Annotated in this window: 19 protein-coding genes; 7 read left to right on the forward strand and 12 right to left on the reverse strand. The window is 67.0% G+C overall.

Annotated features, from left to right (window positions below):
- Positions 1-4 precede the first annotated feature (4 nt).
- Positions 5-946, reverse strand: a complete 942-nt coding sequence (locus AWC31_RS05790; RefSeq protein WP_085143368.1) for a LysR family transcriptional regulator — start codon at positions 944-946, stop codon at positions 5-7.
- A 96-nt stretch (positions 947-1,042) separates the two neighbouring features.
- Here AWC31_RS05790 and AWC31_RS05795 point away from each other — a divergent pair, with 96 nt between their 5' ends.
- From AWC31_RS05795 to AWC31_RS05810, 4 genes are read left to right on the forward strand one after another with little or no spacing between them, the layout of a single operon-like run.
- Positions 1,043-2,383, forward strand: a complete 1,341-nt coding sequence (locus AWC31_RS05795; protein ID WP_085143369.1) for an MFS transporter — start codon at positions 1,043-1,045, stop codon at positions 2,381-2,383.
- The gene (locus tag AWC31_RS05800; RefSeq protein ID WP_085143370.1) at positions 2,380-3,126 is read left to right on the forward strand and encodes a 3-hydroxybutyrate dehydrogenase; all 747 of its coding nucleotides are present in this window, start codon (positions 2,380-2,382) and stop codon (positions 3,124-3,126) included. The genes AWC31_RS05795 and AWC31_RS05800 overlap by 4 nt, the downstream gene beginning before the upstream one ends.
- A complete protein-coding gene (locus tag AWC31_RS05805; protein ID WP_085143449.1) occupies positions 3,123-5,063 on the forward strand; it encodes an acetoacetate--CoA ligase in 1,941 nt (646 codons plus the stop codon). The genes AWC31_RS05800 and AWC31_RS05805 overlap by 4 nt, the downstream gene beginning before the upstream one ends.
- Positions 5,044-5,733 carry a hypothetical protein gene (locus AWC31_RS05810; RefSeq protein ID WP_085143371.1) on the forward strand — a complete coding sequence of 230 codons (690 nt, stop codon included), beginning with the start codon at positions 5,044-5,046 and terminating at the stop codon, positions 5,731-5,733. The genes AWC31_RS05805 and AWC31_RS05810 overlap by 20 nt, the downstream gene beginning before the upstream one ends.
- A 27-nt stretch (positions 5,734-5,760) precedes the next feature.
- Here AWC31_RS05810 and AWC31_RS05815 read toward each other — a convergent pair whose 3' ends face one another.
- The gene (locus AWC31_RS05815; protein ID WP_085143450.1) at positions 5,761-7,044 is read right to left on the reverse strand and encodes an HNH endonuclease; all 1,284 of its coding nucleotides are present in this window, start codon (positions 7,042-7,044) and stop codon (positions 5,761-5,763) included.
- Between the two features lie 62 nt (positions 7,045-7,106).
- Here AWC31_RS05815 and AWC31_RS05820 point away from each other — a divergent pair, with 62 nt between their 5' ends.
- A complete protein-coding gene (locus AWC31_RS05820) occupies positions 7,107-7,616 on the forward strand; it encodes an adenylyl-sulfate kinase (protein WP_085143372.1) in 510 nt (169 codons plus the stop codon).
- Between the two features lie 11 nt (positions 7,617-7,627).
- Here AWC31_RS05820 and AWC31_RS05825 read toward each other — a convergent pair whose 3' ends face one another.
- From AWC31_RS05825 to fadD3, 5 genes are read right to left on the reverse strand one after another with little or no spacing between them, the layout of a single operon-like run.
- A complete protein-coding gene (locus AWC31_RS05825) occupies positions 7,628-8,785 on the reverse strand; it encodes a pyridoxal phosphate-dependent aminotransferase (RefSeq protein ID WP_085143373.1) in 1,158 nt (385 codons plus the stop codon).
- Positions 8,786-8,795: 10 nt separating this feature from the next.
- Positions 8,796-9,731, reverse strand: a complete 936-nt coding sequence (ipdE2, locus tag AWC31_RS05830; RefSeq protein WP_085143374.1) for an acyl-CoA dehydrogenase IpdE2 — start codon at positions 9,729-9,731, stop codon at positions 8,796-8,798.
- Positions 9,728-10,684 carry an acyl-CoA dehydrogenase family protein gene (locus AWC31_RS05835; RefSeq protein WP_085143375.1) on the reverse strand — a complete coding sequence of 319 codons (957 nt, stop codon included), beginning with the start codon at positions 10,682-10,684 and terminating at the stop codon, positions 9,728-9,730. Before AWC31_RS05835 ends, ipdE2 begins: the two co-directional genes overlap by 4 nt.
- On the reverse strand, positions 10,681-11,823 hold the full coding sequence (locus tag AWC31_RS05840; protein ID WP_085143376.1) for an acyl-CoA dehydrogenase family protein: 1,143 nt from the start codon (positions 11,821-11,823) through the stop codon (positions 10,681-10,683). The genes AWC31_RS05835 and AWC31_RS05840 overlap by 4 nt, the downstream gene beginning before the upstream one ends.
- A complete protein-coding gene (gene fadD3 / locus AWC31_RS05845) occupies positions 11,823-13,343 on the reverse strand; it encodes a 3-((3aS,4S,7aS)-7a-methyl-1,5-dioxo-octahydro-1H-inden-4-yl)propanoate--CoA ligase FadD3 (protein ID WP_085143377.1) in 1,521 nt (506 codons plus the stop codon). Before fadD3 ends, AWC31_RS05840 begins: the two co-directional genes overlap by 1 nt.
- 46 nt (positions 13,344-13,389) lie before the next feature.
- Here fadD3 and ipdE1 point away from each other — a divergent pair, with 46 nt between their 5' ends.
- Positions 13,390-14,538 (forward strand): acyl-CoA dehydrogenase IpdE1, encoded by a 1,149-nt coding sequence (ipdE1, locus tag AWC31_RS05850; protein WP_085143378.1) that lies wholly within the window; start codon positions 13,390-13,392, stop codon positions 14,536-14,538.
- Positions 14,535-15,323, forward strand: coding sequence for a (5R,7aS)-5-hydroxy-7a-methyl-1-oxo-2,3,5,6,7,7a-hexahydro-1H-indene-carboxyl-CoA reductase (gene ipdF / locus AWC31_RS05855; RefSeq protein WP_067858578.1), 789 nt, complete (start codon positions 14,535-14,537; stop codon positions 15,321-15,323). Before ipdE1 ends, ipdF begins: the two co-directional genes overlap by 4 nt.
- Positions 15,324-15,389: 66 nt before the next feature.
- On the opposite strand, the gene AWC31_RS05860 is transcribed toward ipdF, so the two are convergent.
- The 5 genes from AWC31_RS05860 to AWC31_RS05880 are packed head-to-tail and all read right to left on the reverse strand — an operon-like array spanning position 15,390 to position 22,542.
- Positions 15,390-16,520 carry a VWA domain-containing protein gene (locus AWC31_RS05860; RefSeq protein ID WP_234816735.1) on the reverse strand — a complete coding sequence of 377 codons (1,131 nt, stop codon included), beginning with the start codon at positions 16,518-16,520 and terminating at the stop codon, positions 15,390-15,392.
- Positions 16,510-18,723 carry a DUF5682 family protein gene (locus AWC31_RS05865; RefSeq protein ID WP_234816736.1) on the reverse strand — a complete coding sequence of 738 codons (2,214 nt, stop codon included), beginning with the start codon at positions 18,721-18,723 and terminating at the stop codon, positions 16,510-16,512. The genes AWC31_RS05860 and AWC31_RS05865 overlap by 11 nt, the downstream gene beginning before the upstream one ends.
- Positions 18,720-19,817 (reverse strand): ATP-binding protein, encoded by a 1,098-nt coding sequence (locus tag AWC31_RS05870; RefSeq protein ID WP_085143380.1) that lies wholly within the window; start codon positions 19,815-19,817, stop codon positions 18,720-18,722. The genes AWC31_RS05865 and AWC31_RS05870 overlap by 4 nt, the downstream gene beginning before the upstream one ends.
- Positions 19,814-21,271: a DUF5691 domain-containing protein gene (locus AWC31_RS05875; RefSeq protein ID WP_085143381.1), complete on the reverse strand. Its 1,458-nt coding sequence runs from the start codon at positions 21,269-21,271 to the stop codon at positions 19,814-19,816. Before AWC31_RS05875 ends, AWC31_RS05870 begins: the two co-directional genes overlap by 4 nt.
- Complete coding sequence (locus AWC31_RS05880; protein WP_165765917.1) at positions 21,268-22,542, reverse strand: SWIM zinc finger family protein; 1,275 nt, start codon at positions 22,540-22,542, stop codon at positions 21,268-21,270. Before AWC31_RS05880 ends, AWC31_RS05875 begins: the two co-directional genes overlap by 4 nt.
- Positions 22,543-22,614: the final 72 nt, after the last annotated feature.

Consider the following 22,614-nt stretch of genomic DNA (forward strand, 5'->3'; position numbering starts at 1 on the left):
CCTGTCAGCCGACGCCCAGGAGGACGTCATGCTGATCCGCCATGCGGTCGCGGATCGCGTCGACGACGGCCGCGACGACGGGGCGGCGCAGCGTCTCGGCCCTGGCCACGAGCCAGTAACTGAGCTGCACTGCAACGGTATCCGGCAGCACCCGGACCAGATCTGCGTGCCGGTCGGCCATGAAACACGGCAGCAGACCGAGACCCGCGGCGGCACGGGTCGCTTCGACGTGGACGAACACATTCGTCGATGTCACCGACTCCCGCATGGCCGGCGCGAAGCTCGTGGCGATGTCGAGGTCGTCGACCTGGAGCATCGAGTCGATGAAATAGACCAGCGGGAACCGGGCGAGGTCGTCGACGCTCCCCGGCGTGCCGTGCTCATCTAGGTAATCGCGAGCGCCGTAGAGGCCGAGGCAGTAGTCGCCGAGGCGGATCGCTTCGGCGCGACGCACCTGGGGTGCCCCGACGACGATCTCAAGGTCGAGGCTGGAGCGCTGCTGCGACGCGCGTCTGGTGGCGGCCACGATCTCGACGGCGATCAGGGGGTGGCGCCGCTGCACCCGGGCGGCCGCCGGCGCGGCGATGTATGCGCTGAACCCGTCGGTCGCCGAGATCCGCACGACGCCCTCGAGCTGACGAAGGCCACCGGTGGACAGCGAGTCCACCGCAGACTCGACGGCTTCGGCGGCCGACAGCGCCGCACGTCCGAGTTCGGTGAGTTCCCAGCCCCCGGCGCCGCGCGTCAGCACGCGCCCGCCGATTGCCTGCTCGAGCGCGGCGATGCGCCGCGAGATGGTCGTGTGGTTGATGCCGAGTTCGTCGGCTGCGGTGGTGTAACGGCCGGACCGACCGACGGCGAGCAACACCAGCAGGTCATCGGCGCTGGGCCGTCGAGCAACGTCCATATCTGCATTTTCGCAGAATGACGGCGCACAATTGGCCATTGCGAGGTGCGCGAACCTGCAGGAATACTCACCTCAACTGTCGCGGGCATCACAGAGCCCCGGCACAGATGGCACACGTCATAAGAGGAGTCGCCGATGAGCGCGCCCATCCCGACCGGCCTGCGCCGGGTCGTCGCCGCGTCGATGGCCGGCACCGTCGTGGAGTGGTATGAGTTCTTCCTCTACGGAACCGCCGCCACGCTGGTGTTCAGCAAGGTCTTCTTCGCCGAGAGCACGAGTGATCTCGACGCGATTCTCGCGGCGTTCGTGACGTATGCGGTCGGCTTCATCGCCCGCCCGCTCGGCGGGGTGGTGTTCGGTCACTTCGGCGACAAGTACGGCCGCAAGAAGCTGCTGCAGTTCAGCCTGCTGCTGGTCGGCGCGGCCACCTTCCTGATGGGCTGCCTGCCGACGTTCAACCAGATCGGGTATCTGGCGCCCACGCTGCTCGTGGTGTTGCGGTTCGTCCAGGGCTTCGCCGTCGGCGGCGAGTGGGGCGGCGCGGTGTTGCTGGTCGCCGAGCACAGCCCCAACCAGAGCCGCGGGTTCTGGGCCAGCTGGCCCCAGGCGGCCGTACCGGTGGGCAACATGCTCGCGACCGTCGTGCTGCTGCTGTTGACGACGACACTGTCCGATGCGGCGTTCCTGTCCTGGGGTTGGCGCGTCGCATTCTGGCTGTCGGCGGTGGTCGTGCTGATCGGCTACTACATCCGCACCAAGGTCTCCGATGCGCCGATCTTCCTGGCCGCGCAGCAGGAGGTCGAGCGGGTCAAAGCCGTGTCGTATGGCGTCGTCGAGGTGCTCACGCGTTATCCCCGTGGCGTTTTCACCGCGATGGGGTTGCGGTTCGCCGAGAACATCATGTACTACCTGGTGGTCACGTTCTCCATCACCTACCTCAAGGTTCAGGTGGGCGCTGACACCAGCGACATCCTGTGGTGGCTGCTGGCCGCGCACGCCGTGCACTTCGTTGCCATCCCGACGGTGGGCCGCCTGTCGGACCGATTCGGCCGGCGCCCGGTGTACATCGTCGGCGCGATCGGCGCGGGGGTCTGGGCGTTCTTCGCCTTCCCGATGATGAACAGCGCCAACTATCTGGTGATCATGGGTGCGATCATCATCGGCCTGATCATCCACGCGCTCATGTATTCGCCGCAGCCCGCGATCATGGCCGAGATGTTCCCGACCCGGATGCGCTATTCCGGTGTGTCCCTTGGCTATCAGGTGACGTCGATCGTCGCCGGGTCGCTGGCGCCGATCATCGCCGTCAAACTGCTCGACGTCTTCGACTCGTGGGTGCCCATCGCCATCTATCTCGCGTGTGCCGCCGCGGTCACGCTCGTCGCAGCCCTCTTCATGCGCGAGACGGTGGGTACCGACCTTGAGAGCATCGACCAGGCCGACCGTGAGGTCCTCGCGAAGCACGGCGTCCTGTGACGGACCTGGCGGGCCGCACCGCGTTGGTCACCGGCGCGGCGAGCGGTATCGGGGCGGCGTGTGCGCGCGAACTGGCCGCGCGCGGGGCCGTGGTCACCGTGGCCGACGTCGATGCCGATGGGGCAGGCGCGCTGGCCGCCGAGATCGGCGGAAAGCCTTGGGCGGTAGACCTTCTCGACGTGGCCGCGCTGGAGCGGCTGGAGTTGGACTGCGACATCCTGGTCAACAACGCCGGCGTCCAGAGCATCAACCCGATCGAGGAGTTCCCGCCGGACAAGTTCCGGATGCTGCTGGCGTTGATGGTCGAGGTGCCGTTCCTGCTCATCAGAGCTTCGCTGCCGCACATGTACCGCCAACGGTTCGGGCGCATCATCAACGTCTCGTCGGTGCACGGGTTGCGAGCTTCGGAGTACAAGGTCGGCTACGTCACCGCCAAGCACGCGCTGGAAGGGCTGTCCAAGGTGACTGCGCTGGAGGGCGGTCCGCACCAGGTGACCAGCAACTGCGTCAACCCCGGCTACGTCAGGACGCCGCTGGTGACCAAGCAGATCGCCGACCAGGCCCGCATCCACGGCATCCCCGAGGATGACGTCGTCGCGCAGATCCTCCTCAAGGAGAGCGCCATCAAACAACTGGTCGAGCCCGAAGAGGTTGGCGCGTTGGTAGGTTGGCTGGCATCGCCGGCCGCCCGCATGGTGACCGGTGCGTCGTACACGATGGATGGCGGGTGGAGCGCGAGATGAGCGAAGCGACCGAACCTCAGTGGGTCCCCACCGAGCGTGACCGCACGGAGGCACGGGTCACCGACTTCAGCCGGTTCGTCGAATCGCGGACAGGCATCGCTGCCCCCGACTATCACGCACTCTGGCAGTGGTCGGTCGACGATCCCGACGCGTTCTGGGCCGCGTTGTGGGACTACTTCGACCTCGGCGACCGACCCGACGCCGTGCTCGCCGATGAGGCGATGCCAGGTGCCCGCTGGTTTCCCGGTGCCCGGTTGAACTACGTCGACCAGATCAAGCGCAATGCCCGCACCGACCGCCCGGCGATCCTGTACGTAGCCGAGGGCGGCGCCGTCAGCGAGCTGTCCTGGGCTGAACTGCTCCAGCGCACAACGGCATTCGCCCACACCCTGCTCTCGCTCGGAGTGCAGCAAGGCGACCGGGTGGTCGGTTATCTGCCCAACATTCCCGAAGCGATCATCGCCTTTCTGGCCACCGCCAGCATCGGCGCGATCTGGAGTGCGTGCGGCCAGGACTACACCGCCAAGGCGGCGCTCGACCGACTCGGCCAGTTGGAACCGACGGTGCTCGTGGCAGCCGATGGCTACCGATTCGGCGGCAAAACGCACGACAAGACCGAGGACATCATCGCGCTGCAGGACGGCCTGCCCAGCTTGAAGGCGTCGGTGCTGGTGTCACGTTTGGGCGCGGCGCGATCCGACTGGCTCGACTGGGCCGCGACGTCTGCGCCCGTCGATGCCGAACTGAACACCGCGGCAGTCGAATTCGACCATCCGCTGTGGATCCTGTACTCGTCGGGAACCACCGGCCTGCCGAAGGGCATCGTGCACGGCCACGGAGGTGTCGTGCTCGAACACCTCAAAGCCGTCGCACTGCAGTCCGACATCGGCGCCGACGACACGTTCTTCTGGTACACCAGCCCGAGTTGGATGATGTGGAACTTCCAGGTGGCCGGCTTGCTCGTGGGCGCGACCATCGTCTGCTACGACGGCAGCCCCACTTACCCGGAGCCCGACGCGCTGTGGAGTATCGGGGCCAGCGTCGGGGCCACGGTGCTGGGGACGAGCCCGGGGTATGTGCTTGCGTGCGCCAAAGCCGGTTGTGTGCCGCGCAAGGAGCACGACCTGTCGGCGCTGAAGGTCGTCGGCATCACGGGATCATCGCTGCCGCCGTCGTCGGCATTGTGGCTGCGTGACAACGTCGGTGAACGAGTCCAGGTCGCGTCGATCAGTGGCGGCACCGATGTGGTGTCGGCTTTCATCGGCGGTGTGCCGACGGTTCCGGTGTGGCCGGGGGAGCTCTCTGCGCCGTATCTGGGTGTGGCACTCGACGCGTGGGATGAAGCCGGTAACCCTGTCCGGGGCGAGGTCGGTGAGCTCGTCATCACCAAACCACTGCCGTCGATGCCGATCGCCTTCTGGAACGACCCCGACGGATCCCGTTACCGCGACGCCTATTTCGAGATGTTCCCTGGTGTGTGGCGGCACGGAGACTGGATCACGATCACCGACCACGGCAGCATCGTCGTGCACGGCCGCTCCGACTCCACGCTCAATCGGCACGGCATCCGGATGGGCAGTGCCGACATCTACCAGTCGGTCGAGCGGCTGCCGGAGATCGTGGAAGCCCTGGTGATCGGAGCCGAACAACCCGACGGCGGCTACTGGATGCCGTTGTTCGTGGTGCTGTCCGACGGTGTCGAACTCACCGACGAGCTGACCGAACGCATCAACCAGACCATCCGCACCGAGGTGTCGCCGCGCCACGTGCCCGACGAGATCATCGTCGCCCCTGGTGTTCCCCACACCCGCACGGGCAAGAAGCTCGAGGTGCCGATCAAGAAGCTCTTCCAGGGCGCCGACGCGGCAAAAGTGGTGGAGCGCAGCGCAGTCGACAACCCGGCTCTGCTGGATTGGTATGCGTCTGTTCGCCGGTAACAGGTCGTTGATCGTTACCGCCGCGATTCTTGCGGTGGCCTTCGTCGTGGCACCGGCCGTGTTGGCCGGCGGCGGATATGGAAGCTTCTACGACAACCAGCCGCTCGTCGACGCGCTCGACAAGAGCTTTGCCGCGTACTGGCGATCGGGGGTACGCACGTCAGATCTCCAAGACCTTGTCGACTACTGGATGTGGTATCACGTCGCCAAGGCCGCGATCGCCGCGGGCCTGCTGGCCGTGCTCGCGGTCTTGTGCCTTCGGTCGCGCAGGACGTGGGGCCGCGCCGTGACGGCAGTGCTCGCCGTAGGCGCGACGGTCCTGACAATGGCGAACGTCCAGGGCGCAGCGGCACCGTTCGCGTCGCTGTTGCCGATGCTGTCAGACGAAGCCAGGCAGGCCCATTCCGTTGTCGGTGACGCCCACGAGACCGCACTTGCCGTGATGGTCGGGGACTTCGCCCGATACCACGCCGTATTGGCCGGGCTCGCCGCCCTCGTGGCCGCTGTCCTGATCGTCGTGGTCGCAGTGTGTGTGCGTCGGCGTCTGCCGGTCGGATTCACCGCGTCGACAGCTGCGCTGTCGGCGATGATGTTGGTCGTCGTCGCGGCCAATGTCACCAACGCTGTCGCGCCCGAGGAGGGCTTGCAGGTCTTCCTCAGCGGCGGGTAGGCGCCGGCGGCGGCGTTACCGGGCGACTTAGGCGGCGTCGAAGGTGACCAGGTCGATGGTGATCTGGTCTTCGATGATGCTCACCGTCGTTCTGATGGGCGGTCCGGGTAGTGGTGGGGCGGTGGAGTGGTAGACCGCGCCGGTGGGTGTGCGGTATTGGGCGGTGTGGTTGCCGTGGGTGTCGGTGGTGGTGACCGACCAGCCGGGTGCTTCTTTGGCGTAGTTGCACGCTTCGCACAGCCCGAGGCCGTTGAGTGCGCTCGTGGGGCCGTCGTGGTGTGTGGGGACGGCGTGGTCGTGGTGGCGGATCGGCGCGTCGCAGTACGGGGTGCGACAGGTCTGGTCGCGCAGTTCGAGCAGCCTGGCCAGGCCTTTGGGGAAGATCCGCGCCCGCGACTCCATCGCCACCAGCTGCCCGCTGTCGGGGTGGCGGTACAGGCGCCGCAGTGTCGCTTTCACCTCGGCGTCGGCGACGGCATCGCCGGTGAGGGTGCGGGCGAAACCCGCGGGCACCGGCCCGTAGTCGCCCAGCCATGCGGCTGCGTCGTCGTCGCCGGCCAACGTGGTGTCGGCCATCACGAGGTTGAGGGCGAGCGGTACCGGTTGGGGGGCGGGTCGGCCGGTGAGGCGTTCGTAGACGGTGTCGGCCATGATCTGGCCGCGGGTGCGGTTGTCGTGGGTGGTGTCGGCGGCGTTTTTGCAGGCGGCGTAGACCGCGACGGCTCGGGCGACGGGCAACAGCACCGTCACATACGCCATGGTGTCGGGGGCCGGGCGGATCCACACGCCGCGGTCGGCGGCGGCCTTGGCCGCCCGTTCGACGACCGCCGCGGCATCCAGGCGGACCGCGATCTTGCGGGCCTCGGCCTTGACCCGACTGTTGCCCCAGCCCTGCAGCCGTGTCGGGTCGGCGCACAGTTCGCCATCCAACCGGCGCCGGTCCTCCACGTCCAGGCAGGCTGATTCGCGCACGATCAGGGTGGCCCGCCATTCCGAGAGCATCCCCGCTTCCAGCGCGGCCAGGGTGTGGGGCATTTCGTGGACGAGTGCCTTGGCCAGCCCGAGATACTGGTCGCCTTTCTTGGGCGCCTCGCGCCGCGCCAACGCGACCTCGGCGGCCAAACCTTTGCCGCGTTTGGCGGCCGGGACTCCGTCGGCGGCCTCGCGGGCGCGGCGCTTGGCATCCCACAACGCCGTCGCGCGGGCCTGGGCGGCCGCCAGTGCGGGTTTCAGCAGTTCGTACGTCTCGACCAGGGCGCGCAGCTGTTGCTCCGACGCCCCCGGATCGATATCGAACAAACTTTCGAACACATAGACGACACTACCCACACCCACCGACAACTGACGTTCGATGGCGGGCAGACTGCAATCTCATGGTCAGCGAAGCGGTGTTCATCGGCGGGCGTTCGGGAAGCGGCAAGACCAGCGTCGGTTTCGAGGTCCATGCCGAGTTGAGTGCTGCCGGAATCGCCCATTGCCTCATCGACGGTGACTTCCTCGACATGGCCTATCCGGCGCCGCAGGAACACAACCTCGCCGAACGCAACCTCGCGGCGATGTGGCAGAACTACCGGGAACTGGGTTACCACCGCATGATCTACACCAACACCGCGAGCGTGCTGCCCGAAGAGATCAAGCGCCTCTCCGCCGCCATCGGCGGCAACCCGAGAATCACCGCAGTCCTGCTCACGTGTACCGATGCCACAGCGCGAAAACGTCTGAGCCAACGTGAGATCGGCTCCGCACTCGACCGGCACCTCACGTCCAGCAAAGAGATGAGTGCACGCCTCCGAGCCGGCGCCGACGCAGCTCACCACATCGCCACCGACGATCGCACCGTAGCCGAGATCGCCGCCGACATCATCCGCATCTCGGGATGGTGATAGCTACCCGATTAGGAACCCAGCCAGGGCCCGATCCGGCGAAGCGCCTCTTCGATGTCACTCGTCGGGCCGGCGAACGACAGCCGGACGTAGGAGCCGCCGCGGACGGTGTCGAAGTCGATGCCAGGAGCAATCGCAACGCCCGTGTCCGCCAATAGTTTCGAGCAGAACGACAGGGAGTCGTTGGTGAACTCGCTGACATCGGCGTAGACGTAGAACGCGCCGTCGGTCGGGGCCAGACGGTCGATGCCGATTGCGCGGAGCCCGTCGAGCAGCAGTCGCCGGTTGTCTGCGTAGTGCGCGAGCAGGCCCTCGGCCTCGCCGAGCGACTCCGGGGTGAACGCGGCCACCGCGGCGTGCTGGGCCAGTGCGGGTGGGCAGATCGTGAAGTTTCCGGTCAGGCAGTCCACTGCGCGGCGCAGCTCGGCGGGGACCAGCAGCCAGCCGAGCCGCCATCCGGTCATCGCGAAGTACTTCGAGAAACTGTTGACCACCACGGCTTTTCGTGAGGTCTCCCACGCGCAGCTGGTCGTCGGCGCACCCTCGTAGACCAGGCCGTGGTAGACCTCGTCGCTGATCAGCCGGACGCCTGACGCATCGCACCAGGACGCGATCGCTGCCAGCTCCTCGGGCGGGATCACCGTGCCGGTGGGATTGGCCGGGCTCGCGACGATCACGCCCTGCACGGGCGGATCGAGTTCATCGAGCATGGCCACGGTCGGCTGGAAACGGGTTTCGGGCCCGCACGGAATCTCCACGACCTCACACCCGAGCGCCGTGAGAATGTTGCGGTAACACGGATAACCCGGGCTGGCGATCGCCACCCGATCGCCCACGTCGAAGCACGCGAGGAACGTCAACAGGAATCCGCCCGACGATCCGGTGGTGAGCACGACGTCGTCGACGCCGACGTCGACGCCGTACCGGGCGCGGTAGGACCCCGCGATCGCGGCGCGCAGCTCGGGGATGCCGAGCGCCACCGTGTAGCCCAGCTGATTGCGGTTCAGCGCGGCGACGGCGGCCTCGCGCACCGGTGCGGGTGCCCCGGCGCTCGGCTGGCCGGCCGAGAGATTGACCAGGTCACCGTGCGTGCGCTGGCGCTCGGCGGCAGCCAGCCACACGTCCATCACGTAGAACGGCGGGATACCGGCGCGCAGCGAAACGTCCATCCCAGCCAGGCTAGAACACCTCGGCTTCGAGCCGGCGCAGATGCTCGCGGGGCGGGCCGAGCAGCTGGGCGCTGCCGTGCGCACGCTTGAAGTAGAGCTGGATGTCGTGTTCCCAGGTGATCGCGATACCGCCGTGCATCTGGACGGCCTCGGCGGTCACCGCGGAGAGTGCTTCGCTGGCGAAGTAGCGGGCGAGCGAGGCCGAGGTCGGTGACGGGTCGGCGATCGAGTCGTGCACGACGGCTCGCGCGGAGGCCACCTTGACGTAGAGGTCGGCCATTCGGTGCTTGAGCGCCTGGAAGCTGCCGATCGGGCGGCCGAACTGCACGCGGTCCTTGGTGTAGGCGACGGTCAGGTCAAGGCACCTCGACGCGGCACCGATCTGTTCGGCGGCCATCAACAGTGCGGCGGTGTCTGCGAGGCCGGGATCGGCGCCAAGGGGTGTGGTCTCACCGGGCGTGACGGCAGACAGCCGGCGAGTCAGATCCATCGTCGTCTTGGGCACGGCGGTGAAAGTGGTCCAGCGAGTGAGGTTTTCCCCGTCGGTCCCGATGACGACGTCAGCGATGTCGCCGTTGATGACGTACTCGGGGTCGAACACCACGGCTCCGATGGAAGTGCCCTCAACCAATGACTCGAGTGGCTCGGCTTGATCGGTTGCCAGCAGCGCCAACTCGGCGAGTGTGGTCCCGAGCAGCGGCGTAGGGACGAGCGCCTTGCCGAGCTCCTCGAGAACCACTGCGGCGTCGGCGAGTTCGCCGCCGGCACCGCCGAGTTCCTCGGGCACCACGAGGGCTGCGGCGCCGACCTGCTCACACAGCAGTTGCCACAACTTCTCGTCGTAGCCGCGCTCAGACTCCATCGCCGCGCGGACCGCCTCCGGTGACGCGTGCTTGTCGACCAGCGCGGCGACGGTGTCGCGCAAGAGTTCGCGTTCTTCGCTCACGAGAGGACCTCCAGCAGTCGGTGCCGGTGCAATGTCGGGTCTCCCCACGCCGAGCGCAGTGCCTGCACACGAAGCAGCAGCAGGGAAAGATCATGCTCTTGCGTGAAGCCGATCGCGCCGTGGGTCTGCAGCGCAGACCGGGCGGCCAGCAGCGCGGCATCGGAAGCGGCGACCTTGGCCGCACTCATGTCGCGTGCCGTATCCGGCGATCCCTCCGCAAGCGACAGCGCCGCGCCGTAGACGAGCGGGCGGGCCAACTCGACCGCGATGTGCACGTCGGCGAGCTTGTGCTTGATGGCCTGATACGAGCCGATGATCCGGCCGAACTGGCTGCGCTGCTTGGCATATTCGACGGACTGGTCGAGCATCGCCTGGCCGGCGCCGACGAGCTGAGCGGCCGTGGCCAGCACACCGAACTCGTAGGCGCGTGCGGTGTCGGCCGGCCGGGCGTCACCGGTGGCGTCGACATCGAACAACTTACGGGCGGGATCGACCGAATCGTGCTGTGTACCGGGCGCGCCGTCACGGACCTCGCCGTCGCCGGCCGCCAGAATGAGGCCGGCGAAGTGAGCGTCGATGGCACGCGGCGCCTGGGGAGGTAGCGCGACGGTGGCGATCAGCTCGCCCGAGGCCAGCGCTCCCGAGCGCTCGTCGTCGGCCAACAAGATCGGTGCTACGCCGATGGATTCGGTGACCGGCCCGGGCACCGCCCAGTAGCCCAACCGCTCCAACGCCACGACCGCATCGACCGGATGCGCCTCGATGCCGTCGAACTTCTCGGCCACGAGCAGTGCAGTCACACCGAGGTCGGCCAGCTGTGACCAGACCTTGCGTCCGGGCGCGGTGTCTCCGGCTGCCCAGGCCCGCACGGCGGCCGGAACGTCGGCGGAGCCGAGTGCCGCGTCGATGCTTGCCGCGAAATCGCGCTGCTGTTCGTCTATCTCGAAGTTCACTTGCTCTTCCCTCCAGATTCACGCGGTAGGCCGAGCAATCTCTCTGCGATGATGTTGCGTTGGATCTCGTTGGTGCCGGCGTAGATCGGGCCGCCGAGCGCGAACAACAGCCCCTCGGTCCAGGAGTCCATGAGTTCACCGTCCGCGCCACGCATATCCAGCGCGGTCTGATGCAATGCGACGTCGAGGTCGGACCAGAACACCTTGGTCACCGATGATTCGGCGCCGAGCTCGCCGCCGTTGGCCAGCCGCGTCACGGTGCCGAAGGTGTGCAACCGGTAGGCCTGGGCATTGATCCACGCGTCGGCGACGCGGTCGGTGAACACCGGGTCCGGGTTGTCTTTCCAGAGCGACACGAGGCGTTCTGCCGGCGCGAGGAATCGGGCCGGGCTGCGCAGTGACATGCCGCGCTCGTTGCTCGACGTGCTCATCGCCGCGCGCCAGCCGTCGTGCACTCCACCGATCACGTCGTTGTCGGGGACGAACACGTCGTCGAGGAAGATTTCGCCGAAGCCGGTGTCACCGCCGAGCTGGGCGATCGGGCGTACGATGATGCCCTCGGCCTTCAGGTCGAACATGAAGTAGGTCAGGCCCTTGTGGCGCTGGGCTTCTGGGTCCGAGCGGAACAGGCCGAAGCCGCGCTCCCCGAACGGTGCGCGTGAGCTCCAGATCTTCTGGCCGTTGAGCTTCCAGCCGCCGTCGACCTTGGTCGCCGTCGACCGCAGCGACGCCAGGTCGCTTCCCGACTCCGGTTCGGACCAGGCCTGGGCCCAGATCTCCTCGCCGTTGGCCATTTTCGGCAGAACCCGGTCGAGCTGTTCTTCGGTGCCGTGCGCGAACAGCGTCGGCGCGAGCATCGAGGTGCCGTTGGCGCTTGCCCGGCCCGGTGCACCGGCGCGGAAGTACTCCTCCTCGAACACCACCCATTGCAGCAGGGTCGCGTCGCGGCCGCCGTACTTCTTCGGCCAGGCGATCACCGACAACCCGGCGTCGAACAGCACCTTGTCCCAACGCCGGTGCTGCTCGAAGCCTTCGAGCGTGTCGTACGACTTCGTCGGGAAGGACTCCCGATTGGCTTCCAGGAACTCACGGACCTCTGCCCGGAAGGCCTCGGTCTCGTCGTCGAAACTCAGGTCCATTACACCCTTTCCCGCAGGACCGGCTTGACCACCTTGCCACCCGGATTGCGCGGCAACATGTCAAGAAACTCGACCGATCGCGGCACCTTGAAGTTCGCCAGATGCTCACGCGCATAGGCGATCACAGCTGCCTCGTCGAGTTGCGCCCCGGCCTTGACCACTACGAATGCCTTACCCACTTCACCGAGCCGGTCGTCGGGTACCCCGATCACGGCGGACTCGGCCACGCCGTCCAACCGGGCCAGCACCTGCTCGATCTCCGCCGGGTACACGTTGAACCCGCCGCAGATGTACATGTCTTTGAGCCGGTCGGTGATCGTGAGATTCCCCGCGGCGTCCAGCGTGCCGATGTCGCCGGTGTGCAGCCAGCCGTCGGCGTCGATGGCCGCGGCGGTGGCCTCGGGATCGTCGAGGTAACCGAGCATCACATTGGGCCCTCGTAGCAGCACTTCACCGGAATCGTCAAGCCGCAGTTCGAAATCGGCGATGGGTCTACCGCACGTGGTGGCGACGGTGACGGCGTCGTCGTCGGGCCGGCACATCGTGCCGAACCCCGCGGCCTCGGTCAGTCCGTAGGCGGTGAGGACGATGTCGATGTCGAGCTCGTTCTGCATGCGCTCGATAAGCACGACCGGGACGACGGCGGCGCCCGTGACCGCGAACCGCAACGAGCTGAGGTCGTAGTCGCCGCGCTTCGGATGGTCGAGCAGCGTCTGGTAGATGGTCGGCGGGCCGGGGAGCACGGTGATGCGTTGTTCGGCAACCGCTTTCATCGCCTGCTCGGGATCGAACGTGAGCTGCGGGATCAGCGTCGCGCCCGTCTGCAGGCAGGCCAGGATGCCGGCCTTATAGCCGAAGTTGTGGAAGAACGGGTTGATGCACAGGTAGCGGTCGGCGCTGGTGACCTGACCGCATTCGGCCCACGCGGCCGACCCGTCGAGCGATTGCCGATGCGCGCACCGCACACCCTTGCTGCGGCCCGTGGTTCCGGAGGTGAACAGGATGTCGGAGACGTCGTCGGGCTGGACGGCCGCGGCGCGCCGGTCGACCTCGTCGAGATCGCTACCTTGCGCCACGAACTCGTCCCACGTGCCGTCGTCCTCGTCGATCGGCACCCGCACGACGTGACGCAACGACGGCAGTGCCTCCCGGTCGAGGTCGGCGGTCTTGTCGGCGCCCAGGAACTTGCCGGCCGCGATCAAGAGGGGTGCCGCGGTGCGGGCCAGGATGTCGGTGGCCTCACTGGCCGTGTAGCGCGTGTTGAGTGGCACGACCACGCCGCCGGCGTAGTGCGTGGCCAGGCAGGCCACCACCCAGTGCCATGTGTTCGGCGACCAGATCGCGACGCGGTCGCCGGGCTGCACGCCCAAGGCGACCATCGCCGCGGCGGCCTGCCGAACCTCGTCCCGCAGCTGCGAGTAAGTCAGCCTGCGATCGGTGCTGACCAGGGCGTCATGGTCAGAAAACTGCACGGCAATCCGGTCCAGCACCGCTGGAACGGTGCGGCGGGCGCTCGTCATGGTGCTCCTCTAACAAAGCAAGTGCTTGGTAGGTTAGCCTACAAGGGTGATAGAGGTCCAGGAGTTCCGGGCCGAGGTCCGGCAGTGGCTCGCAGACAATCTCGTCGGTGAATTCGCCGCGCTCAAGGGCCTGGGCGGACCGGGTCGTGAGCACGAAGCCTTCGAAGAGCGCCGCGCGTGGAATCAGCACCTGGCCGCCGCCGGTCTGACCTGTCTCGGCTGGCCGGTGGAGCACGGCGGGCGCGGGTTGTCGGTCGCACACCGGGTCGCGTTCTATGAGGAGTACGCGCGCGCGAACGCGCCCGACAAGGTCAACCACCTGGGCGAGGAACTGCTCGGGCCCACGCTCATCGAATACGGCACACCCGAGCAACAGCAGCGGTTCCTGCCCAAGATCCTCGACGTCACCGAGTTGTGGAGCCAGGGCTACTCCGAGCCGAATGCAGGCAGTGACTTGGCCAACGTGTCGACGACGGCAGAACTCGTCGGCGACGAATGGGTGATCAACGGCCAGAAGGTGTGGACGTCACTGGCGCACTGGGCGCAATGGTGCTTTGTGGTCGCCCGCACTGAGAAGGGCTCAAAGCGCCACGCCGGGCTGTCCTATCTGCTGGTGCCGCTCGATCAGCCCGGGGTCGAGATCCGGCCGATCATCCAGCTGACCGGTGACTCCGAGTTCAACGAGGTGTTCTTCGACGACGCGCGTACCGACGCGTCGTTGGTGGTCGGTCAGCCCGGCGACGGCTGGCGAGTGGCCATGGGCACGCTCACGTTCGAACGCGGCGTGTCGACGCTCGGTCAGCAGATCCGCTATGCGCGTGAGCATTCCAACCTGGTCGAGCTCGCGAAGCGTACCGGCGCGGCCGACGATCCGCTGATCCGTCAGCGGCTGACCGAGTCCTGGACGGGCCTGAAGGCCATGAGGTCCTATGCATTGGCGACCATGGATGTCGAGCAGCCCGGTCAAGACAACGTGTCGAAACTGCTGTGGGCCAACTGGCATCGCGAACTCGGCGAGATCGCGATGGACGTGCAGGGCATGGCCGGGTTGACGCTGCCCGAGGGCGAGTTCGACGAATGGCAGCGGCTCTACCTCTTCTCGCGTTCGGACACCATTTACGGCGGCTCGAACGAAATTCAGCGCAACATCATCGCCGAGCGCGTGCTCGGCCTACCTCGGGAAGCTAAGGGATGAACCTCTCGGAAGTTCCGAAAGAGATTGACGGGCATGGACTCCTGACCGGCAAGGTGGTCCTGGTGACCGCCGCGGCAGGCACCGGCATCGGCTCGACGACCGCGCGGCGCGCCCTTCTCGAAGGCGCCGACGTCGTGGTGTCCGATTACCACGAGCGCCGCCTGGGGGAGACCCGCGACGAACTCGCGGGCCTCGGTCTGGGGCGCGTCGAGTCGGTGGTGTGCGATGTGACCTCCACCGAAGCCGTCGACGCGCTGATCAGTGAGACCGTCGCGAAGGCCGGCCGGCTGGATGTGCTCGTCAACAACGCGGGCCTCGGCGGTCAGACGCCGGTGATCGACATGACCGACGACGAGTGGGACCGTGTCCTCAACGTCACGCTCACCTCGGTCATGCGCGCAACCCGCGCGGCGCTGCGTTACTTCCGCGACGTCGACCACGGTGGCGTCATCGTCAACAACGCGAGCGTATTGGGCTGGCGTGCCCAGCATTCGCAGTCCCACTACGCCGCCGCGAAGGCCGGCGTGATGGCATTGACGCGGTGCAGCGCGATCGAAGCCGTCGACTACGGGGTGCGGATCAACGCGGTGTCGCCGAGCATCGCGCGGCACAAGTTCCTGGAGAAGACGTCGTCGGCTGAGTTGCTGGATCAGTTGGCGTCGGACGAGGCATTCGGCCGTGCCGCCGAGCCGTGGGAGGTCGCTGCCACCATCGCGTTCCTGGCGAGCGACTACTCCAGTTATCTGACCGGTGAAGTGATCTCGGTGTCGAGTCAGCGGGCCTGAGGTTCTCGTTCGCCGGGCCCCGGGCTCGGTGTGGGGCACACCTGCCTCCCCGTCCCCCTGCGACGGCTATGACCTGCCGCGCTCGGCGAGCCCGGCGCGGTCCGCCCAGCCGCGAATGTCTCCCTTGTTGATGGCTAGCGCCAGCAGTTCGGGGAAGGCATCGGGCGTACAGGCGAACGCCGGGATCTCCATCGCCGCGAGATCGGCGGCGATCTCGCGGTCGAATGAGGGTGCGCCGGAATCGGACAGGGCCAGCAACACGACCTGGACCCCGGCGTCGGTGAGTTGTTTGACGCGCGCGAGCATTTCGTCGCGGATGCCGCCCTCGTACAGGTCGGAGATCAGCACGAAGATGCTGTCGGCCGGGCGAGTGATGAGACTCTGGCAGTACGCGATGGCCCGGTTGATGTCGGTGCCGCCACCCAACTGGGTTGAGAACAAGACGTCCACCGGATCGTCGAGCAGATCGGTGAGATCGACGACTTCGGTGTCGAACACCACGAGCGACGTGCGCAGGGACCGCATCGACGCGATGACAGCGCCGAACACTGCCGAGTACACGATCGATTCGGCCATGGATCCGGATTGGTCGATCGCCAACACGACGTCCTTGGTCATCGATCGGCCCGCACGGCGGTATCCGACGAGCCGCTCCGGGATGATCGTGTTCAGTTCGGGCTGAAACGTTTTCAGGTTCCGCGCAATCGTTCGGTTCCAGTCGATGTCGGCAGTGAGTGGCCGGTTGGTCCGGGCGCTGCGGGACAGCGCACCGCGCAGTGCGGCGCGCGTACCGTCGGCCACGCGTCGCTCGATGTCCTCGACCACCCGGCGCACCAACGCCCGGGCAGAGGATTTCGACTCGTCGGGGATTGCCTCGCCCAAGCTGATGAGTGTGGTCGCCAGTGACAGGTCAGGGATGATGCTCTCCATCATCTCGGGCTCCAGCAAGAGCGTCCGTAGATTCAGGCGTTCGATCGCATCCTGTTGCATGACCTGAACCACGGTGCTGGGAAAGTACTTCCGGATATCGCCCAGCCAGCGAGCCACCTTGGGCGCCGAGCCACCGAGCCCGCCCTTGCGGTCATACAGCGCGGCCAGCGCCTTGTCCATCTCGACGTCGTCCGCACTGAGTTTGGGCAACGCATCGGCATCAGACCCCAGCACCAGGCGCCAGCGGCGGTTACGTTCATCGGTCACGGTCGGCACTCCCCGCGAAGATCGCTGCCGCAGCAAGCACGGCCGGGCGGGCGCGGTCGGCGTCGATGCCGAACTGAGGGCGCGGCGCCAATCCTGCGGTGCTCACCGCATGTCCGATGTTGCGTTTGATGCCCGCGTCGAAGGTGCTGAAGGTGCGACGTACGAGGGGCAGCACATCCGTGAACTCGTCGACGGACAAGCCGGTCAGCCATTCGTCGATGACGCCGAGGAGTTCGACGTCGTGAACAAGCAACAGCCCGCTGCCTGACAGGAAACCCTCGATCCACGCCGACTTCTCCTCAGCCGTCGCGCCGACGCTCAGGGCCCGGCGCATACGTGCCGCCGCCTCGGTGGTGTTGAAAACCCCGCCGTCGACACAGATCCGGACGAACCGGCCAACCAGACTGCCGTGCAGATCGCCCCGATCGGCCAAGCGCGCGATCGTGGTCAACCACTCGGCACGGACCTGCGACTCGAGCAGGTCGACGGTCTCGGTGACCGCGTTCACGTGAGTCAGCATCTCGGCCGACGCATCGGGGCCCAGGCCGGTGAGCGTGGCGGGCAAACCTACATTCACGCGACGAAGCAAGGATGTGGTGACCACGCCCAGCGCGCCCGCGTCGGTGCGGCGCACATCGCCGTAGCGCAACGACCGGGCCAGCGCGGGCAGCGCGGCCATGAGTTCGGTGAGATCGCGGTCCACCGCGGCCTTGTTCTCGAGAACAGTGAGCAGTTGTGATACCGCGTCGTCGACACCGCCGAGCAGCGCGGCTTCGATGGCCGCGGTGACCTGGCCCAGATGTGTGGCGTTGTCGGCCTTGTCGGTCAGCTTGGCCCTACAAGCGCGATAGACGGTGTTGCCCCATACCGAGGACATGATGATCTGCACGGCGAACTCTGGCTGCCACTGCAATACCCAGGCTTCTTTGAAGGTTCCCTGGCCACCGACGTCGTCGGGCTCACCCCACGGTATATCGAGGGTTGAAAGACAATGCAGCAGCTGAGATTTGGCCAGATCGTTCGGCTTGCGCAGATCGAGCGTCACCTGTCTGGCGGTGGCATCGGGCTTGAGCCGCAACGATTTCTGCCGCTTGGTGATGTCGGCCGACAACGGCACCATCGGCAGATGTTCAGGGATGCTGCCGAGCTTCTCGCCCACTACCAGCTCACGCAGGATGAGCCCGAATCTGGCATCCGACCCCTCGCACAGCACGGCCTCGGTGGCTTCGTTGACCTCACTGAGGCCGGGGTGGGCACGGCCACGCATCGCCGCAAGCGCGTTGGCGAGCCGGACCCCCTCGATGACGTGGGCCGAGGATACGAAGATGTCGCGGCTGCGCAGCGCACGGGCGGCCAGGGTGAGCCAGGTTTCCACCGGGCGGTCCCGCTCGGCGAACACATGCTGGTACCAGCCCGGCGAGCGCACGCCCGCGCCGTAGCCCGATGCGGCGGCAAGGCGTGAATGTGTCCACGGCACCCATACGACAGCCGATTTGACCTTGGGTAAGCCGCGCAACAGCGCCGAATCAGCGGTCGCGGCAGGGAACTTCCCGGCGCGCACGCGAGGAGCACCAGATATCTGGAGCGCGGGTGCGTGCCAGGCACCGCAGACGACGACGATCGATGCGTACTCCTTGACCGCCTTGCGAATCACCTGGCGCATGTAGGCTTCGCGCTGAAGTTCCACCTTGTCGTCGTGACCGGGCTCGAGCTCGCGCACCGTCCGCATTGCCTCGGTGATCGCCTCGAATCCGGTGCCGTCGGTGCGTGATTCGACGACGTCGTCCCACCAGCGTTCGGGGTCGTCGTAACCCGCTGCCTCGGCGAGTGCGGCGATCGGATCGACACGCACGCGGGAAGGTTCGCCGTGACGCTCGTCGCGTTGTGCGAGCACGGTCGCGGCAGGCAGGTCGCAGAACCGTACGGGCACACGATGGCTTGCCGCCCATCGCATGGCCTGCCACTCTGGGGAGAACTCGCCGAAAGGCCAGAACGCCGAGATCGCCGGATCATCGACCGCGTAGGCCATGATCGCCACGGGCGGCACCATGTCGGCGTCGGCGACGTCACCGGTGAGGCGGTCGGCGTCGGCAGGGCCTTCGATCAACACGACGTCGGGCTGGATCCGGTCGAGTTCGGACAGCATCGCGCGAGCCGACCCGGGCCCGTGGTGGCGAATGCCGAGAACGTGGGTTTCGGTCACGAGTTCAGCACGTCGCGCGACGCTCGATAGAAGTCGGCCCAGCCGTCGCGTTCCCGGACCACGGCCTCCAGGTACTCCAGCCAGACGACCGCGTCGTTGACGGGATCCTTGACCACCGCACCGACGATGCCCGCCGCGGTATCGGCAGGCCGCAGGATGCCGTCGCCGAAGTGCGCCGACATCGCGATACCTTGCGTGACGACGGATATCGCCTCGGCGGTCGACAGGGTTCCCGATGGCTGCTTGAGCTTGTTGCGTCCATCGGCCGTCAAACCGGAGCGCAGCTCACGGAAAACCGTGACCACGCGGCGAATCTCGTCGGCCGACGTCGGTACCTCGGGCAGCCGCAGCGATCCGCTGATGTCGGCCACCCGGCGCGTCACGATCGCAACCTCGTCGTCGAGCGTGGCAGGCAGCGGGAGCACCACGGTGTTGAACCGCCGCCGCAACGCCGAGGACAGCTCGTTGATACCGCGGTCGCGATCGTTGGCCGTGGCGATGACGTTGAAGCCGTGGCTCGCCTGCACTTCGGTACCGAGTTCGGGTATCGGCAAGGTCTTTTCGGACAGGACCGTGATGAGCGCGTCCTGCACCTCCGAGGGGATGCGGGTGAGCTCTTCCAGACGCGCGATCTTCCCGTCACGCATCGCGGTCATGATCGGCGACGGGACGAGCGCCTGTTCCGACGGACCTTCGGCCAGTAGCCGGGCGTAGTTCCAGCCGTACCGCACCGACTCTTCGACGGTGCCCGCGGTGCCCTGGACAAGCAGCGTCGAATCGCCCGACATCGCGGCCGCCAGATGTTCGGAAACCCATGTTTTGGCAGTGCCGGGCACACCGAGCAGCAGCAACGCGCGGTCGGTGGCCAACGTCGCGACCGCCACTTCGACGAGGCGGCGCTGGCCGATGTACTTCGGTGTGATCGGCACTCCGCCAACGGTTTCCCCGCCCAGCAGGTAACGCACGAGGACCCCGTGCGGTGACATCGCCCAGTTCGGCGGGGCGGGTTTGTCGTCGGCCGCGCGCAGCGCGTCGAGTTCAGCGGCGAACAATTGCTCGGCGTGTGGCCGCAGCAGGGCAGACGCTTGGGTCATGGCAGTTCCTTTGCAATGTCGATTCGCAGGGTGAGAAGTTCGAACACCGTCGCGCAGAACCGGTGCAGTTCCTCGTCGGTCGTGCGGTCGACCAGATCGGCGAACCGCCCATGCCAGTCGAGCGGATAGCCGGCCGCGAGATGGGCCGCTGCCTCGCGGCGCTGCCGCTGCGTGCCCCACCCCACGCCGGTGAGAGACGCGAACAGGGCCTCGGCCACCAGCGGATCGAACGGGCGAGGCAGCCCGGCGACGATCTGGGCGAGCGGGGCACCTTCCGCAACGTTGGTGACCGCGCGAATCAGCTCTGCGGTGATCGCGGGATGTGCTGTCGCCGGCGTGTAGTGGTTCGCGTAGTCGGCGGGTAGGCGGCGCTGCAGGAGCGGCACTGCCCAGCGTGGATCGTTGCCCCGTAACGCGCTCACGGTGAGCGCTCTGAGGAGGGCGTCGCCGCTCATGGCGCGAACCACCTTCTCTGGCCCGACCGATCCGAAGAACTCATCCCAGAACGAGATCGGAGTGCGTTCGACGACGGCGTCGGGTTGATTGGTGGTGAGTCCGTCGCGAATGGCCGCGGCGTCGGGTTCAGGTAGTTCGTTCGCGGTGATCTTGACTCCGAGCACGGACTTATTCACCGAGAAGACCTGCGCTGCACGCTCTTTCATGCGTTCCAGGTAGCGGCTGCGGTTGCGGTTGCGGTTGCCGAGGACGGTGATCGCGGCCGACCGCACACCGCCGGCCCGGTCGTCCAAGGCCGACTCAAGGAACGGTTCGTCGCTTTCGTGTTCGGGTGTCGCGAACGCTTGCAGCAACAGCGCGCGGGATTCGGCGTCTTCGGCATCCCAGTGCGCCATGACGACTTCGCGGGCCCGGTCGGGGTCGATGTGGCGCGCCGCAGCGACCCAATGCAGGCGTTTGGCGGTGTCGCCGTGGGTGTACTCCGCCTCATCGGGCCATCCGTCGCCGGGCACAGGCATGACGTGTCGCAGTGCGCGGTGTTTGCGACCGTAGTGCTCGAAGGCGTACCACTGACCGGCGGAACCGATCGCCGCCCAGAGTTCCGGTGTCACACCGGCACTCTGGTGTAGCCGGAGCAGTTCGGGAATCAGCCGCGGTGGCAGGCGCAGACCGGCCGCGGCGATGTCGGCGATGACACCGTCGAGGACGGGCCGGACACTCACGGCCCGTTCGATGAGGAATGCGTGGGTTTCGGTGATGAGCGGGCGGGTTTCGGGCGGTGCGGCATCGGTGTTGGGCTTGACGTGTTCGGGAAGTTGCCCGGCCCGTCTGGCCACGGCATATAACCCGGCGATGCGAAGCACCGATCCGATCGGATCGTCGGCGTCGCACACCGTCGCCGCGTTGGTGTCGACCGGCGCGTCGAATACCGCCTCGGGCAAGGGTTTAGCGCCGAGGCCCACGGTCGCCGCGGAAATGATCCTCTGATAGTCGCTCACAGTGCACTCACCGCGATACCGGCCGCGTTCAGCGTCGACAGCGGATCGACGCCGTGTATACCGATTTCCACCAGCATCGGGTGTAGCTGACCGCCGGTCGCGGCCTGCAGACGAGACCACCGATCGTCGTCACACACGGCCGGTAGGGCCTGGTCGTCGGCGTCCACCAGGTACCGGCGCCTCGGCTTGCCATGCTGTACCGGCCGGGCGGTCACGACGGCGGGGTACCGCACCAGCCACGGATCGAGCGTCATCGCGCGGGCCCGGCCGGCCAGTGCCTCGGCCATGAGGGTTCCGGCAATATCGATCTCCTGGATGGGGACCGTGGGCACATCGCCGTCCGGAATCGCGACACGAAAGCTCGACGGACCGCCTGGATAGAAGTAGACGCCACCGGTGAACTCGCGCCCCGGTGTCAGCCGGGTGTCGAAGCTCGCCCCGCTGGGCGCGGTCGACTGGACATTGACCAGCAGGCCGGTTTGTCTGCCGCTCAACCACATACGCCGCGTGGTGTAGCGCTCCTCGAGTGTTTCGGCGTAGCCGAGCACCTGCCAGGTATCGCTGACCGGATCGGTGGCGAGCACCTCGGCCCTCGACACGGTGAAGCCGATGTGGCGGCGCACCGCGGCCGAGGTCTCCGGTGACAACGTTGCGATGCTGCGATAGGCGTCGATGAGCAATCGCATCAGACCGAGTTCTTCGATGATCATCCGCGGCCACTCGTCGTGCGTGAGCAGCGCCGGAAGGCTGCGCAACCACCGCGCCAATCCGGGCGCCTTCGCGTCGATCATGCGTTTGGCGGTCGGTTCGCTCCACCCGTACGGGTCGGTGCTGATGCCGGCGATACCGTTGCGGACCTGATCTTCGATCCACAGATTCAGCTGGTCGAGACCCTCGGCGACACTGCGCTCGCGGGCGGCGATGGTCTTCGCGCTGACTTCGCGCGGGGCCTTGGGCACGGGGACCTCGGACGCCGGCGGGTCGGGTGCTGCATCGACGTTGCCGCCGGACCACCGCAGTACGAGCCCGACGACGTGCTTGCACGGGAATTGCCGCGACGGGCACGTGCACTTGTACGTTTCGCCCACCAGGTTGACCTGCACCCGGTACGGAGTGCGCCCGCTGCCCTGGAAATCTCCCCACAGCAACGTCTGGGTGGCGCCGGTGTTGGACCAACCGGCAGCTCCGGCCAGCTTCTGACCGGCGGCATAGGCCTTGCCGGCGAACTGGCGTACCTCGTCGGTGGACCATCCAGCAGTTTGCTGATCCACCCGTGATCCTTCCGCCGCGTGCTGACCCAGGCCAGCGTAACGAGATCCGCCGACGGGTGTGCACAGCAAAGA

The organism is Mycolicibacterium wolinskyi (assembly GCF_002101965.1).
GTDB lineage: Bacteria > Actinomycetota > Actinomycetes > Mycobacteriales > Mycobacteriaceae > Mycobacterium > Mycobacterium wolinskyi.